13 protein-coding genes and 2 pseudogenes are annotated in these 15,796 nt (G+C 35.2%); 12 read left to right on the top strand and 3 right to left on the bottom strand.

The annotated features are described in order from the left end of the window. Window positions 1-44: 44 nt before the first annotated feature. Window positions 45-1,718, top strand: coding sequence for a dihydroxy-acid dehydratase (gene ilvD / locus G9F74_RS19515; RefSeq protein ID WP_001255831.1), 1,674 nt, complete (start codon window positions 45-47; stop codon window positions 1,716-1,718). A gap of 31 nt (window positions 1,719-1,749) precedes the next feature. Then, a complete protein-coding gene (gene ilvA, locus G9F74_RS19510) occupies window positions 1,750-3,012 on the top strand; it encodes a threonine ammonia-lyase IlvA (RefSeq protein ID WP_000250553.1) in 1,263 nt (420 codons plus the stop codon). Window positions 3,013-3,075: 63 nt separating this feature from the next. Here ilvA and G9F74_RS30150 read toward each other — a convergent pair. Together G9F74_RS30150 and G9F74_RS19505 are read right to left on the bottom strand one after the other, a co-directional pair. After that, window positions 3,076-3,283: pseudogene (locus G9F74_RS30150) on the bottom strand (hypothetical protein). Between the two features lie 52 nt (window positions 3,284-3,335). After that, the gene (locus G9F74_RS19505) at window positions 3,336-4,439 is read right to left on the bottom strand and encodes a CapA family protein (protein ID WP_000854523.1); all 1,104 of its coding nucleotides are present in this window, start codon (window positions 4,437-4,439) and stop codon (window positions 3,336-3,338) included. Window positions 4,440-4,667: 228 nt separating this feature from the next. Between G9F74_RS19505 and G9F74_RS19500 the strand changes: the two genes are divergently transcribed. The 3 genes and pseudogenes from G9F74_RS19500 to G9F74_RS19490 all read left to right on the top strand — a co-directional run bounded on the left by G9F74_RS19500 (window position 4,668) and on the right by G9F74_RS19490 (window position 7,636). Continuing rightward, window positions 4,668-5,384 carry a DUF554 domain-containing protein gene (locus G9F74_RS19500; RefSeq protein WP_000236014.1) on the top strand — a complete coding sequence of 239 codons (717 nt, stop codon included), beginning with the start codon at window positions 4,668-4,670 and terminating at the stop codon, window positions 5,382-5,384. Window positions 5,385-5,402: 18 nt separating this feature from the next. After that, window positions 5,403-6,254: pseudogene (locus G9F74_RS19495) on the top strand (GNAT family N-acetyltransferase). 167 nt (window positions 6,255-6,421) lie between these two features. Then, a complete protein-coding gene (locus G9F74_RS19490; RefSeq protein WP_016108160.1) occupies window positions 6,422-7,636 on the top strand; it encodes a multidrug efflux MFS transporter in 1,215 nt (404 codons plus the stop codon). A 55-nt stretch (window positions 7,637-7,691) separates the two neighbouring features. On the opposite strand, the gene G9F74_RS19485 is transcribed toward G9F74_RS19490, so the two are convergent. Beyond that, window positions 7,692-8,453 (bottom strand): DODA-type extradiol aromatic ring-opening family dioxygenase, encoded by a 762-nt coding sequence (locus tag G9F74_RS19485; protein WP_033668486.1) that lies wholly within the window; start codon window positions 8,451-8,453, stop codon window positions 7,692-7,694. Between the two features lie 202 nt (window positions 8,454-8,655). On the opposite strand from G9F74_RS19485, the gene G9F74_RS19480 reads away from it, so the two are divergent. From G9F74_RS19480 to G9F74_RS19445, 7 genes are all read left to right on the top strand, one after another. After that, the gene (locus tag G9F74_RS19480; RefSeq protein ID WP_016108162.1) at window positions 8,656-9,579 is read left to right on the top strand and encodes an alpha/beta fold hydrolase; all 924 of its coding nucleotides are present in this window, start codon (window positions 8,656-8,658) and stop codon (window positions 9,577-9,579) included. A 157-nt stretch (window positions 9,580-9,736) separates the two neighbouring features. Beyond that, window positions 9,737-10,420, top strand: a complete 684-nt coding sequence (locus G9F74_RS19475) for a 5'-methylthioadenosine/adenosylhomocysteine nucleosidase (RefSeq protein WP_016108163.1) — start codon at window positions 9,737-9,739, stop codon at window positions 10,418-10,420. A gap of 228 nt (window positions 10,421-10,648) precedes the next feature. Further along, on the top strand, window positions 10,649-11,092 hold the full coding sequence (locus G9F74_RS19470) for a GNAT family N-acetyltransferase (protein WP_016108164.1): 444 nt from the start codon (window positions 10,649-10,651) through the stop codon (window positions 11,090-11,092). Window positions 11,093-11,119: 27 nt separating this feature from the next. Further along, window positions 11,120-11,479: a YunG family protein gene (locus tag G9F74_RS19465; protein WP_033668487.1), complete on the top strand. Its 360-nt coding sequence runs from the start codon at window positions 11,120-11,122 to the stop codon at window positions 11,477-11,479. A gap of 53 nt (window positions 11,480-11,532) precedes the next feature. Next, window positions 11,533-12,858 (top strand): bifunctional S-methyl-5'-thioadenosine deaminase/S-adenosylhomocysteine deaminase, encoded by a 1,326-nt coding sequence (locus G9F74_RS19460; RefSeq protein ID WP_002043031.1) that lies wholly within the window; start codon window positions 11,533-11,535, stop codon window positions 12,856-12,858. Window positions 12,859-13,013: 155 nt separating this feature from the next. Further along, a complete protein-coding gene (locus tag G9F74_RS19455) occupies window positions 13,014-14,642 on the top strand; it encodes a peptide ABC transporter substrate-binding protein (RefSeq protein ID WP_000823488.1) in 1,629 nt (542 codons plus the stop codon). 394 nt (window positions 14,643-15,036) lie between these two features. After that, window positions 15,037-15,792, top strand: coding sequence for a class I SAM-dependent methyltransferase (locus G9F74_RS19445; protein ID WP_016108166.1), 756 nt, complete (start codon window positions 15,037-15,039; stop codon window positions 15,790-15,792). Window positions 15,793-15,796 lie beyond the last annotated feature (4 nt).

Raw genomic sequence — 15,796 nt, 5'->3', positions numbered from 1 at the left:
TAAGAGAATATAAGTGAAAAATACGTAAGAGGGGATTTGACAAGATGAGAAGCGACATGATTAAAAAAGGTTTTGATAAAGCGCCACATCGTAGTTTATTAAAAGCAACTGGTTTGAAAGATGAGGATTTTGATAAGCCGTTTATTGCGATTTGTAATTCTTTTATTGAAATTATTCCAGGGCATAAGCACTTGAACGAGTTTGGGAAACTTGTAAAAGAAGCCGTTCGTGCAGCAGGTATGGTACCATTCGAATTCAATACAATTGGAGTAGACGATGGTATTGCGATGGGACATATCGGTATGCGTTATTCGCTTCCGAGTCGTGAAATTATTGCAGATTCAGTAGAAACGGTTGTAAATGCACATTGGTTTGACGGCATGATTTGTATCCCAAACTGTGACAAAATTACACCAGGTATGATGATGGCATCTCTTCGTATTAACATTCCGACTGTGTTTGTTTCAGGTGGACCGATGGCAGCTGGGAAAACATCTAAGGGGGAAGTTGTTGACCTTAGTTCTGTTTTTGAAGGGGTAGGAGCTTATCAATCTGGGAAAATTTCAGAAGAAGAATTAAAAGATATTGAAGATCATGGCTGTCCATCTTGTGGCTCTTGTTCCGGCATGTTTACAGCGAACTCTATGAACTGTTTATGTGAAGTATTAGGTTTAGCCCTTCCTGGAAACGGTAGTATTTTAGCAATTGATCCAAGACGTGAAGAGTTAATTAAACAAGCAGCAGAGAAACTGAAAATTTTAATTGAAAGAGATATTAAGCCGCGTGATATTGTAACAGAAGAAGCAATTGACGATGCTTTTGCACTTGATATGGCGATGGGTGGATCAACGAATACAGTATTACACACGCTAGCACTCGCACAAGAGGCAGGGCTAGATTATGATATGAGCCGTATTGATGCTGTTTCAAGACGTGTACCGCATTTATGTAAAGTAAGTCCAGCTTCTAACTGGCATATGGAAGATATTGATCGAGCGGGCGGAATTAGTGCAATCTTGAAAGAGATGAGCAGAAAAGAAGGGGTACTTCATTTAGACCGTATTACGGCTACTGGGCAAACATTAAGAGAAAACATTGCTCATGCAGAGATTAAAGATAAGGAAGTGATTCATTCTCTTGAAAACCCTCATAGTGAAGAGGGGGGCTTACGTATTTTAAAAGGAAATCTAGCGAAAGATGGAGCGGTTATTAAAAGCGGGGCAACCGAAGTAAAACGATTTGAAGGACCTTGCGTTATTTTTAATTCACAAGATGAGGCATTGGCTGGCATTATGCTTGGGAAAGTGAAAAAAGGAGATGTAGTTGTCATTCGTTATGAAGGGCCAAGAGGCGGACCGGGTATGCCTGAAATGTTAGCACCAACATCAGCAATCGCTGGAATGGGATTAGGTGCTGAGGTTGCATTATTAACGGACGGACGTTTCTCTGGAGCTTCACGTGGCATTTCGGTAGGGCATATTTCACCAGAAGCAGCTGCGGGTGGAACAATCGCACTACTTGAACAAGGGGATATTGTATGTATTGATGTTGAGGAACGCTTGCTAGAAGTAAGAGTGAGTGATGAGGAATTAGAAAAACGTAAAAAAGAATGGAAACGACCAGAACCGAAAGTGAAAACGGGCTGGCTTGGACGATATTCTCAGATGGTAACATCGGCGAATACAGGTGCAGTTTTAAAGGTGCCGAATTTTGATTGAGTCAAAATAAAAGAGATAAGGATGATAGAAAATGGTGCAAAATGTGAAGGAGAGAGTGAAGATTGAAGATATCCTTATGGCTCATAACTGTATGAAGGATATCGTCATGAAAACGCCCTTGCAACGTGATAAGGTTTTATCTGAAAAATACGAATGTGAGGTGTATATTAAACGAGAAGATTTGCAAGTAATTCGGTCTTTCAAAATTCGCGGTGCATACAATTTAATTCAAAGTTTGTCGAAAGAACAATTACAAAATGGTGTTGTTTGTGCAAGTGCTGGCAATCACGCACAAGGAGTTGCGTATACGTGTAATTTATTAAATATTCCATCGAAAATCTTTATGCCAACAACGACACCAAAACAGAAAGTATCACAAGTTCAATTTTTTGGTGGTAGCTTTGCAGAAATCATGTTAGTTGGTGATACATTTGATGGTGCTTTTCAAGAAGCGCAGCGCTATTGTGAGGAAAATAGGATGACATTTGTGCATCCGTTTGATGATCCGTATGTAATTGCAGGGCAAGGAACAGTAGCTGTTGAAATTATGCACGATATGGATAAGGCAGTTGATTATCTCTTTACAGCAATTGGCGGCGGTGGGTTAGCATCGGGTGTAGGTACATATGTGAAAGGTGTTAGTCCAGCTACAAAGGTAATTGGTGTAGAGCCGATGGGGGCTGCATCTATGAAAGAGGCTTTCCTTCAAAACGAAAATGTAGCATTAGAGAAAATAGATAGTTTTGTTGATGGAGCAGCTGTCAAAAAAGTAGGGAAGTTAACATTTGAAACTTGTAAAGATGTCATTGATGACATTGTTTTAGTACCAGAGGGAAAGGTTTGTACGACGATTTTAGAACTGTATAAGAAAAATGCAATTGTAGCTGAACCGGCTGGTGCACTCTCTATTGCAGCACTTGATTTATACAGGGATGAAATAAAAGGTAAAACAGTTGTATGTACGCTAAGTGGTGGAAATAATGATATTGATAGAATGCAAGAAATGAAAGAACGTTCTCTCATTTACGAAGGGTTAAAGCATTATTTCATCATTGAATTTCCGCAGCGTTCAGGTGCGCTAAGAGAATTTCTTGATAAAGGATTAGGACCAGAAGATGACATTACGCGCTTTGAGTATATTAAGAAACATAATAAAGAAAATGGTCCAGCGCTGGTCGGGGTAGAATTAAAACATAAAGAAGATTATGAGCAATTAATTACTCGTTTTAAAGAAAATAATATTCAATTTGTGGAGCTTAATAAAAATCCTGTTTTGTTTGATTTGCTTATTTAGTAAAAAAAATAAAAAAAGATAGATACAAGCAAGGAAAATGCTACTTGTTCTATCTTTTTATAGTTAAACGAAATACTCTCCAAATTCATGAAGGAGAAAGCTAGTTAACCAAAAATATATCGCGATACGAATGATTATGTACAATGAAAATTCAAAGGGAAAAAGTTTTCTTTCTCCCTTTATTTTTTTAGTAGTCTAACAGAAAAAAGGAGCATAAAAGCAGGATTGCTATAAATATTCTAAAAACGTTTTCTAACAAGTCTTTCAGTATGTCTATCAACTATTCTGTAGTATTTGTTACAGAGAAATAGATTTCGTGCTGTTTAGTTACGTGTGTTTATTATTTTTCCAGTACTATCAATTTCTACATCAGTTGAAACCGTTTGTAAATATTGTAGAGCTTTTTTCTTTTCTTCTTCATTTACTGGGGAAACTTGGTTATTACGAATGATGTAAGGGTTAAATGACATTTGGACATCCTTTCCTTTAAAAGTTAAAGTTAAGACGCCAGTTTCTGCACTTTTTCCATTCACATAACTCGGGAACAAAAAGTTACCTAATGAGTAAGCAATAGGAACTTTATTATAATACTCAAACCCTTGTAACCAATGCGGGTGACTTCCGACAATAGCGTCAGCACCTGCTTCAACCATTTTAGGTACATATTGTTTTTGGTATTCTACTGGACGATTTGATTTTTCAACGCCCCAATGCATATAGACGATTAAATAGTCTGCATCTTGTTTTTGCTCCTTAATTGTTTTAGTTACAAGATTTAAATCATATCCGTTCGCAACGCCAGGTTTATTGTCACCAGCTACCCAATTAGAATCAGGCATAAATCGAACGAAGGAAAGAAATTTGAACTTTTTCCCTTTTACGGTCATTTCTCGTGCAGTATATGCATCTTTTGCATTTTTTCCGGCCCCGATGTAAGGGAACTTTAATTTTTCTACGTGAGAGATAGTGTCTAATAATCCATCTTGCCCATAATCAAGTGTATGGTTATTCCCAATATTTACGATGTCATATCCAGTGTTTTTAATGGCTTGTAGTGTAGATGGATCACTTTTAATCCAAAACAATTGCCCAGGTGCTTTCTTTTCTCTCGTTGTAAAGGCCGACTCTAAATTAACAAAGGAAATATCTGCTTTTGTTATTTCTTCTTTTACATGTTGGAATGGATAATCAGCCCCGTTTTTTTCGATAATAGGACGTAATTGCCAATCGAACATTGTATCACCAGAGAAAGTGAGTGTAATTTCCGGGTCTTCTATTTTCTTTTTGCTTTTTGTAACTGTTTTACTAGATTTGCTTTGCAAATCGGGTTTGTCTTTCGCTTTTGAAATAAAAGAGTAGTTGATTAATACAACAATTGGTGTAATACAAAAGGCTATTAACAGAAATCGTTTTAGTAAAGTTTTCATATATACCTTCCTTTTGAGTTTATCCCGTTATTGAAAACTTCCGCATTTAGATTAAAATGAATCCACTAAAGGTAGTTATTGAAATATGTATAGTTACAAAAAAACGGGTTATAGTAGTGAAATTCATTTGTTAATATTCTCAATATTAAGTTAACATATAGATAACTTGTAAATCAATGTGTAAACCAAAATATAGAAATAAAGAATTCGAAAGGTGAAGAATGAGAAATGGTTATATTAGGGGCAGTTGTAAATGGCATTTGTATTATATTCGGTACTTTACTTGGTAAATTATTTAGTAAGATTCCAGAAAGTATGAAGGGAACAATTATGCATGCAATCGGTTTAGCGGTAACTGTACTTGGCCTTCAAATGGCATTAAAAAGTGAAAACTTTCTTGTTGTGATTCTAAGTTTAGTTATTGGTACTGTAATTGGGGAATGGTTACAATTAGAAGAAAAGTTAAAACTGTTAGGAGATTGGTTAGAAAATAAAGTTGGATCGAAGGGGAAAGGGAGTATATCAGAAGGGTTTGTAACAGCGACGCTTATTTTTGCAATTGGCGCGATGGGGATACTTGGTGCATTGGACAGTGGAATTCGCGAAAATCATAATATTTTATTCACAAAGGCGATTATCGATGGATTCATTTCGATTATATTAACGACAACTCTAGGAATCGGCGTAGTATTTTCAGCGATTCCAGTTATTTTATATGAAGGTGCTATTGCCATTTTTGCAACACAGATTAATAGTTTTGTCCCGAAAGAATTAATGAATCAATTTATAGTGGAAATGACAGCTACGGGCGGCATTATGATATTCGCCATTGGATTAAACTTACTTGGATTTATTAAAATTAAAGTAGCGAATTTACTTCCAGGTATATTGGTAGTTGGAATAATTGTTTCAATTATTTATGGTTACGGTTTGTTAGTAAAGTAGTTGAGGATGGAGATACATATGGGGGAATTCCAATTTACAAAACGTGTTCATAAAATACTGGAGATTGCGGCAAAAGAGACTAAATATAATATAATTCAACCAGTTCATCTTTTTATCGGCATGTGTAAAGAAGGTACAGGAGTGTGCGCAGAGTTATATATGTATTTGTTTCGTAAAGTTGGCACGGATTTTTTAGAAGAACTTTCTTTACAAGAACAATATGAAATAGAGTACATAAAAATAGAACAATATAAATTAGCTAATAAAACGCTAGAAATTTTGCAAATAGCGAAGAAACGTATGGAACGTTTTCAGCAAGTATTAATAAATGAAGGACATGTAATATATGCATTATTTCGTTTAGGTACAGTGAGTGAAAAAGTTATAAACAAAGAATTACAAAAAGATGTGTTACGTATTATAGCTGAACCAAGAGATTTAGCGGTTGATTTAAAATACTTTGATCTCATTTATAATAAATTATTTTGTAATGTTAGAAGAGCTAGCTCTTCTGATTTTGAAACATTAGTACGTTTTGTTACGGGGGAATTTGGTGAACGCTGGTTACAGTCGATAGATTATGGATTTCGGACATATAAAGAAAAGGTACCTATTTATATTGCAAAGTAGGGCGAAGCGATAGTAGGTTTCGCTTGTTATGATGTAGTCAGGGGAAAGAAAGGACTATTTGGTCCGATGGGGACAGCGAAACGAAATCGTGTGAAAGGTGTAGGGAAAGAATTGTTGCATCATTGTTTATATAATATGAAGCAAGACGGATATGAATATGCAATTATTGGACAAGCAGGTCCGATTGAGTTTTATGAGAGAAGTTGCAATGCTCGTTTAATACCGCTAGAAGATAATTGACCAACTCCATATAGGGGAGTTGGTTTTATTATGAAAAAAATGTGGAATTTACATGGTTTTTGCTAGGAAATGGCGGCTTTTGTAATGAATATTACGTCTAAATCAAATTACTAAACTTTTTACAAGAAAAGGTGTAGAATGGGTATCGAATGAAAGAAGGTGTGAAAATGGCCAGCTGGAAACGAAATTTAATGATTTGTTGGCTAGGTTGTTTTACCACTGCAGCCGGTATGAGTTTAGTAATTCCTTTTTTATCTTTTTATATTGAGGAGTTAGGAGTGACTGGCACTTCGAGTATTGCACAGTGGTCGGGACTTGCATTTGGTGTAACATTTTTAATGGGTGCGATTGTATCACCAATATGGGGAAAGCTTGGTGATATACATGGACGGAAATTGATGCTTATACGTGCTAGCCTTGGTATGGCGGTTATTATGACGCTTATGGGGTTTGTAACGGATGTGTATCAACTAGTCGCACTTAGATTTTTGATGGGAGCAGTATCTGGTTTCCTTTCAACCGCAATGACATTTATTGCAGCAGAAACTCCGAAAGAGCATTCAGGTTGGGCAATTTCCACAATTTCAACCGGGGGCGTGAGCGGCTCATTACTCGGACCATTACTAGGCGGTTATTTGTCTGAGTTAATTGGAATGCGTCATGTCTTTCTTGTTACAGGAGCTTTCTTATTCCTTTCCTTCCTCATCGTCTTTTTCTTCCTACATGAAGAAAATCACTCTGCTCAAGCAAAAAAGGTACAGCAAAAAAAAGTATGGACGATGGTCCCAGCAAAGCATGTAATTATTAGTTTATTTGTAACAACATTTATTATTCAACTTGCCAATATGTCAATTCAACCTATTATTACATTGTACGTAAAGAATTTGGAAGGACCAGGAACAGATCATATCGAAATGATTGCAGGGGCAGTTATGTCTGCGACAGGATTAGCAGTTATTTTGGCAGCGCCTAAATTAGGAAGATTATCAGATCATATCGGTCCTCAAAAAACATTAGTAGTAGCATTGTTTGCTGCAGGGATTATCTTTATCCCGCAAGCATTTGTAACCTCAGCTTGGCAACTATTAATTCTTCGATTTTTATTAGGTATCGCACAAGCAGGATTATTACCTTCCGTACAAACTCTACTAAAACAACATACGCCAACCCATGTAACGGGACGAATATTTGGATATAATCAGTCGTTTCAGTTTTTAGGAAATATGATTGGTCCAGTGCTTGGGGGGCAAATTGCAGCTCATGCAGGCTTCCAATATGTTTTCTTCTCTACATCATCACTATTATTTATTGCATGCATTTGGGTTTATTTTCATAATAAGAACGAAGAGGTATCAGAGAAACAACATTTGGAAGTTAGTTAACTAAGTGAATGAAATAGAAAAAAGGATGAAGCAATGAATGCTTCATCCTTTTTCTTTAAAATTGAAGGCAAAGATAACTTAATGTACCAAGCTCGTAACTACGGTGAATGACTTTTCCGTCACTTTCACCACTGCCCATAGCGATAAATAAAGGAACAAAATGTTCTGCTCTTGGTACTGCTAATTGTGCATGAGGCGCATTTTTCTCCCAATTAAACAATGCATCTTTATCGTTATTCTGCATATGTTTCATAATCCAATCATCAAATTCAATTGCCCATTTTTCAGGTGTAGTTTGATTCCATTTCAGTGCTCGTAAATTATGAACGGTAACGCCACTCCCGATTACTAAAATATCTTCTTGTCCAAGTCCTTTAAGTGCTTCTCCAATTTCAAATTGTTCTTTTGCAGAAAGGAATGGATTTACTGATATTTGCACGACAGGAATATTTGCTTTTGGATACATGCGGTGCAGGAGTGTCCATGAACCATGATCTAAACCTCTCGTCATATTATGATGGACTGAAATACCTTTGTTCTTAAATTTTGTTTCTAACATAGATGCAATGCTAGAAGAGCCTTTCGCACGATATTTGATTTCGTATAACTCAGGGGGAAAACCTCCAAAATCATAAATTGTTTCGTACTCGTTATCTGATGAGGAAATCGTTAATACTTCACTTTCCCAGTGAGCAGTGAAAATAACAATTGCTTTCGGTTTATATGTTTCTCCAAGTGTTTTTAAAAATCGTGTATAGTCTGTATCTTGAATAGCAAGCATTGGTGAACCATGTGCTAAAAATAGTGATGGCATAATAGAAACCTCCTAAAAATATAATAATTACTTTATGTAAGTAACTATATAATTTTATTGGTTATTCGTCAACATAATAGTTTGATAGCTAATCGGAAAAGTACAGTATTTGTCATAATGAAAGCAATTGCATATAATACATAATAAGAATAATGAACGGATATTCATTATTTTGAGATACATAATAGAGTTGGGGGCTGACGAAATGAACGTACAGGAAAGTTTCGTTACGGCATTGGATGGATCGGAAATTTATTTGCGTAAGTGGTTACCAGAAGGAGATCCGAGAGGAATTATTCAAATTGCACATGGCATGACAGAGCATGCAGGGGTGTATATAGAATTTGTAGATGCTTTATTGGAAGCAGGGTATGGTGTTTATGCGCATGATCATAAAGGACATGGGAAAACAGTAAAAAAAGAAGAAGATTATGGTCATTTTGAACCAAATATAGGGTGGAATCAAGTTGTATCGGATGTTATCTTTGTTTCAGAAAGGATAAAAGAAGAGCAGTCAAGTCCTTTGTTTTTACTAGGACATAGTATGGGTTCTTTTTTATCAAGACGTGCTGTACAACTTAGGGGTGAACTATATGATGGATTTCTGATTTCAGGAACAGGTGGAGATCCAGGGCTTTTAGGGGCTATTGGTCATAAAGTAGCAACAATCGAAATGAAATTGCGTGGGGCAAAAACGAAAAGTCCAGTGCTAAACTTTTTATCTTTCGGAAACTTCAATTCGAACTTTAAGCCAAATCGTACGAAATTTGATTGGTTATCTTCAGATATAAATCAAGTTGATAAATATATCGCGGATCCGTTATGTGGATTCATTTGTACGACGAGTTTTTATAGAGAACTGTTTTCTGGTGTATTAGAAGTAAATAAACTAGAAGAATACAAGAAGACGCCAAAACATCTTCCAATACATATATTCTCTGGTGATCGTGATCCTGTTGGAGATATGGGAAAAGGTGTAAAAGAAGTTTATGAAAACTATAAAAAATGTGGTGTGAAAGATGTTACACTACGTTTATATGAAAATGGAAGACATGAAATGTTCCATGAAGTGAATAGAGATGAAGTGTTTAAAGATTTAATTTCTTGGTTAGATGCGCATAATAAATGAGAATGAAAGCTAAGCCCAAACTGTTTGTAGTTCGGGCTTATATTTATAAATAGTACGGATAGTCGCTAATGGAGTTTGCGTAGCGGCTTTATATATTTGAAGATCGATTGAATGCCTATATAAGTTTTATATATAAATTTAGTGAGGAGATGAGTATATGAAATTTGGAATTATTGGGCCATCAGAAGATGAAATTATGCCTTTTATTGAAGATATGTCTAATAAAAAAATAACGAATCTTGCGATGTTAACGTTTCATAGTGGGACATATGAAAATGTAGAAGTTGTTGCATTATATTGTGGTGTATGTAAAGTTAATGCAGCTATTGCAGCTCAAATATTAATAGATAAGTTTAATGTGACGCATATTATTGTAACAGGTGTTGCAGGAGCAATCGATAAAGTGTTGAAAATTGGAGATACAGTCATTTCAACAGAAATAGCGTATCACGACGTGGATGAAGGAATATTAACTGAATATCATCCATGGATGGAAAGTGTATATTTTAAAACGGATAGTAAACTTCTTGAATTAAGCCGAGCAGTAATCGAGAACAATCAATTTACTCAAAATGTTTATTTCGGAAAGATAGTTACTGGAGAGGCTTTTATAAGTGAGAGTGGCCGTACAGAAATAATTTCTACATACAACCCACTTTGTGTAGATATGGAAACAGCAAGTATAGCTCACGTTTGTTATGCCAATACGATTCCATTTATAGCAGTTAGATCTATAACAGATACAGAAGAAGCGTCTGGTATTGAAGCATTTGAAGATAATTGTGTTTCGGCTTCACATCATTCCATTCATTTTGTTAAAAAGTTACTAGAATCGTTGTAAAAGACGTAGCTCTACTTTGAGAAAAAGCGAGCACTGAACTATAAGGAGCACGTGTAATACTGCTCTGTAGTTGAGTGTTCGCTTTTATTTTATGAACTAAATGCGTGGAGATGTAAGTATTGCAGCGAGGGATAGTAAAGATATTTATAGAATAATTGTAAAATATCATATTTTACTATGGAATGTGAAAATAGAACTACAAGTAATAAAAGAGAGGATAAATAAACTATGCAAATACGAGAAGCTGCATTAGCAGAAGCAGATGAATTAAGTGAACTCGCACTACATTCAAAAGCAACGTGGAATTATAGTGAAGAATTCATACTTTCTTGTAAGGCAGATTTAACAATTACAGAAGAGTACATAAAATATAATTTTGTATATGTTTTAGAAAAAAATAATATGAAGATTGGATTTTTCTCATTTTTACGTAATGAAAATGCTCTCGATTTTTTATACATTCATCCTCGCTACAAAGGAAAAGGTTACGGGAAAATACTTTGGAAGTTTGTAATAGAAAAAGCAAATGAATTAGGAATAAAAAGGTTTACGATTGATAGTGATCCGAATGCAAAAGGCTATTACTTGAAAATGGGAGCAAAGCTAATTGGAGAGACACCATCAACAGTATGTAAGAATCGATTTTTACCTCTTTTGCAATATGATGTGTAAAACTATTAATGTCAGGGGAAGATGAGAGTGGATAATGTGAAGACAAAACAAATATATGAAATGTTAAAAAAATCGTGGTCGATTGAAACAAGTTCAAAGTGGACGAGCGAAAATCCGGCAAAGGGACAATGTGGTGTAACAGCTCTAGTCGTTCAAGAAATATACGGAGGGAAAATTAAAAAGACGAAAGTAGGAGAGGTGTGGCACTTTTATAACTGTATAGATGGGAAGATGTTTGATTTTACAGAGACGCAATTTAATGAAAAATTGAAGTATATGGGGGTGGAATCAAATCGTGAAGAAGCATTTGCAGATACAGATGAAAAGCAATATGGCATTTTGAAGGAAAAGATAACGAAAGAATTAAAATTATCTTTTGACTCTTAATCTTTAATAAGTTACTATAATGGTGGTAACTTATTAAAGGGAACTTCATAGAGTTGAAAGGGGAAATACTTTTGAAAACAACTTATGTAAACGCTACAATTGCAACGATGAATGAAAAAAATGAAGTGTTAGAAAATGGATATATCATTGTAGAAAATGATCAAATTATAGAAGTAAATAGCGGAGAATTCGCTAACGATTTTGAAGTAGATGAAGTAATTGACATGAAAGGGAAGTGGGTTTTACCAGGGCTTGTAAATACACATACACATGTTGTTATGAGTCTTTTGAGAGGTATTGGCGATGATATGTTATTACAGCCATGGCTTGAGACGAGAATTTGGCCACTTGAAAGTCAGTTTACTCCAGAGCTTGCGGTCGCTAGTACGGAATTAGGATTACTTGAAATGGTGAAAAGTGGTACGACATCATTCTCTGATATGTTTAATCCAATTGGAGTAGATCAAGATGCAATTATGGAAACGGTATCAAGGAGTGGGATGCGCGCTGCTGTTTCAAGAACTTTATTTAGCTTTGGAACGAAAGAAGATGAAAAGAAAGCAATTGAAGAAGCCGAGAAATATGTGAAGCGTTATTATAACGAAAGTGGAATGTTAACTACGATGGTTGCACCGCATAGTCCATATACATGTTCCACAGAACTGTTAGAAGAGTGCGCACGTATTGCAGTAGAAAATCAAACTATGGTTCATATTCACCTTTCGGAAACAGAGCGTGAAGTACGTGATATTGAAGCGCAGTACGGAAAACGTCCGGTAGAATATGCAGCAAGTTGCGGATTGTTTAAACGCCCAACAGTTATTGCGCATGGTGTAGTATTAAATGAAAATGAGCGTGCATTTTTAGCAGAACATGATGTTCGAGTAGCTCATAATCCGAATAGTAATTTAAAACTAGGTTCTGGTATAGCGAATGTGAAAGCGATGCTAGAAGCAGGAATTAAAGTAGGGATTGCAACAGATAGTGTTGCGTCTAATAATAATTTAGATATGTTTGAAGAAATGCGCATTGCAACTTTATTACAAAAAGGTATTCATCAAGACGCAACAGCATTGCCAGTAGAAACTGCTCTTTCTCTAGCGACAAAAGGAGCTGCAGAAGTAATTGGTATGAAACAAACTGGATCACTTGAGGTTGGAAAGTGTGCTGATTTTATTACGATTGATCCGTCTAATAAACCGCATTTACAACCAGCTGATGAAGTGTTATCACACCTTGTATATGCAGCTAGTGGAAAAGATATAAGTGATGTAATTATTAACGGAAAACGTGTCGTTTGGAATGGTGAATGTAAAACGTTAGATGAAGAGCGTATTATATTTGAAGCAAGTCGTTATAAACGAGGTTTACAAAGATAGGTATGTGCAAGTTGTTTGAAAAAGCTGTCCTTTTTTAAAAAGGACAGCTTTTTTCTTGAGCGAATAAATATTCAATATAATGTCGCATCTTTCTGTTAATATTTCTGTTATAATATATAACGTTTATAATATTTTATTTTTAAGGAGAACAATTCATGAAGCGAAAAAAGAGCCATTTAATGGTAATGGCAATTATTACATCTTTATTTTTAACAGCTTGTAATAATAAAGCGAATAAAAGTGATGCAGAGGCTAAAAAACAAGTGTTAAATGTAACAGTATCAGAAGAAATTCCTTCACTTGATACTGCAAAAACGATGGATGGGACATCATCACACGTTATGCAAAACATATTTGAAGGGTTGTATGTGCTAGATGATCAAGATCATCCTATTCCAGCAGTAGCAAAATCGTTTAAAAGAAGTGAAGATGGTAAAAAATATACATTTGATTTGCGTAAAGATGCAAAATGGTCAAATGGAGACAATGTAACAGCAAATGACTTTATATTTGCATGGAAACGTGCAGTTAACCCGCAAACGGCATCTCAATATGCGGACATGTTCTTTCATGTGAAAAATGCGAAAGAAATAAATAAGGGAACAATGTCACTTGATGAACTTGGGGTTAAAGTTATAAATGATTATAAGTTAGAGGTTGAACTTGAACAGCCAATTCCGTATTTTTTACAGTTGTTAGCACTGCCTATATACTTACCACAGCATGAATCATTTTTGAAAGAACAAGGAAATAAATACGGATTGGAACCTAGTAATCTCATATATAACGGCCCATTTGTATTAGAAAAATGGAAACATGAACAAGAGTTCCAATTAAAGAAGAATGCTACATATTGGGATCAAAAGAAAGTGAAATTAGACGAAATAAATTTTCATATTGTAAAGGATACAATGACGGCTGTAAATTTATATGAGGCCGGCGATTTGGATCGAGTACCTATTAATTCTCAAGTTGTAGACAAGTATAAAGGGAATAAGGAATTACATATGTCAAGTGATCCTGGAATCGCTATGCTACGTTTTAATGAGAAAAATAATGCGTTAGCCAATAAAAAAGTACGTCAATCTATCTCATTAGCATTAAATAAAGATGATTTTGTTGCTCACTTTATTAATAACGGGGCAAAACCTGCAAATGGACTTGTACCAGTTGGTCATATGAATGAAGAGACTGGCAAAGATTTTAGAAAAGAAAACGGAAATATTTCTTCATATGATTTGCAAAATGCGCAAAAGATTTGGGAAGAAGCGAAAAAAGAGCTTGGAGTAGAGCAAGTAAACCTCGGGTTTTTAACGTTTGAACAAGATAATGCAAAACGTATGGCAGAATATATAAAAGGTGATTTAGAAAAGAATTTGAATGGATTAACGTTACAAATTAAACAGCAGCCATTTAAGCAAAAGTTACAGTTAGAACAAACAGGTGATTACGATATAACGATGGCAAATTGGGGACCTGACTATAAAGACCCAATTAATTATTTAGAGTTATTTACGACGGGGAATCCGAATAATAAAATGAGTTACTCGAATTCTCATTACGATGATTTAATAAGGAAAGCGAAAAATGATTTTGTACTTGATCCGGAGAAACGATGGGAAGCGTTGCGAGAGGCTGAGCAGGTCTTATTAGAAGACGCTGCCGTGGCACCGCTTTATCATCTTGGTTCAGCTTATGTACAAAAGGATTATGTAAAAGGAATTGCAAAACATCAATTTGGTGGCGTTTATACTTATAAGAATGCTTATGTTGATAAGAAGTAAATAAAAAAACCTTACTTTTAAAAGTAAGGTTTTTTTACAGAGTGTTGGGAAACCCTTTAGGGTTGTTGCCAGCACATAAAAAAGATGAATGCGTAATTGTTGTTACGTATTCACAAAAAGTTGCAAAAAAATCAGATTGAGCAGTTTATTTAAGTAAAAAGAAGTTAGTAGTAAACGAAATTAAATAGCTAAGAAAAAAGCTCAATTTCTTACTTTTAATACTGAGAAACTGGTCAGTTATTAAAAAATTAGGGTATATTAACGGGGATTCATATTGGAACTAAGGTAGATCCATTTGGCTGTATTCTTAAGTTGTAGACTTAGAGATTGAAGCTGGAATTAATTATTTAATTCCTATTTCTGTACATAATATCGTGGGGAAGAAGGTAGTACTTTGAGAACAACAGAAAATTTTAACGACAAGGCCGATATATATGCGAAATATCGCCCCGATTACCCTAATGCATATATTGATTATTTGTTTTCGGCTAACCAACTGAAAGAGGACCGAATTGTGGCTGATATTGGTTCAGGTACGGGGATATTTAGCCACCAGTTGCTTGAAAGAGGTTTAAAGGTTATTGGAGTTGAGCCAAATGATGACATGAGAAAGATGGCTGAGCAATCGTTAAAACTATATGCTCGTTTTCAATCAATAAAAGCAACAGCTGAAAATACCATTTTAAAAGAGCATAGTGTGGATTTAGTAACTGTTGCTCAAGCATTTCATTGGTTTGATAAAGCAGCTTTCAAAATGGAATGCCAACGAATCTTGAAACAAAAGGCAAATGTTGCTCTCGTTTGGAATAGTAGAGATTTAACTAGTTCGATTATGAAAGAGAATGCAGAAATTTGCCAGAAAACCTGCCCGACTTTCAAAGGGTTTAGCGATGGAATAGAGGAAACTCCCGAAGTATTTAACACCTTTTTTAAGGATGGAAAGTATGAGTTTAAAGAGTATCAAAATGATTTACTTTTTGATTATGAAGGTTTTTTGGGAAGGAATTTATCAGCGTCCTATGCTCCGAAAAAGGATGAAGAAGAATATAAAAAATTTGTTTTTCTCCTGTCAGAGTTATTCGAAAAACATAGTAAGAATGGAAAAATTGTTCTTCAAAACATGACGCGAAGCTATCTAGGAAATGTCTAAACAA

The organism is Bacillus sp. EKM202B, assembly GCF_011066025.1.
Classification (GTDB): Bacteria; Bacillota; Bacilli; order Bacillales; family Bacillaceae_G; genus Bacillus_A; species Bacillus_A toyonensis.
The sequence above is the reverse complement of the archived record's forward strand: the minus strand, read 5'-3'. Positions and strand labels throughout refer to the sequence as shown.

Bases quoted from the DNA above. Each gene is read 5' to 3' on its own strand.
- ilvD (WP_001255831.1), top strand. From the start codon at position 45: ATGAGAAGCGACATGATTAAAAAAGGTTTTGATAAAGCGCCACATCGT.
- ilvA (WP_000250553.1), top strand. From the start codon at position 1,750: ATGGTGCAAAATGTGAAGGAGAGAGTGAAGATTGAAGATATCCTTATG.
- G9F74_RS19505 (WP_000854523.1), bottom strand. From the start codon at position 4,439: ATGAAAACTTTACTAAAACGATTTCTGTTAATAGCCTTTTGTATTACA.
- G9F74_RS19500 (WP_000236014.1), top strand. From the start codon at position 4,668: ATGGTTATATTAGGGGCAGTTGTAAATGGCATTTGTATTATATTCGGT.
- G9F74_RS19490 (WP_016108160.1), top strand. From the start codon at position 6,422: ATGGCCAGCTGGAAACGAAATTTAATGATTTGTTGGCTAGGTTGTTTT.
- G9F74_RS19480 (WP_016108162.1), top strand. From the start codon at position 8,656: ATGAACGTACAGGAAAGTTTCGTTACGGCATTGGATGGATCGGAAATT.
- G9F74_RS19475 (WP_016108163.1), top strand. From the start codon at position 9,737: ATGAAATTTGGAATTATTGGGCCATCAGAAGATGAAATTATGCCTTTT.
- G9F74_RS19470 (WP_016108164.1), top strand. From the start codon at position 10,649: ATGCAAATACGAGAAGCTGCATTAGCAGAAGCAGATGAATTAAGTGAA.
- G9F74_RS19455 (WP_000823488.1), top strand. From the start codon at position 13,014: ATGAAGCGAAAAAAGAGCCATTTAATGGTAATGGCAATTATTACATCT.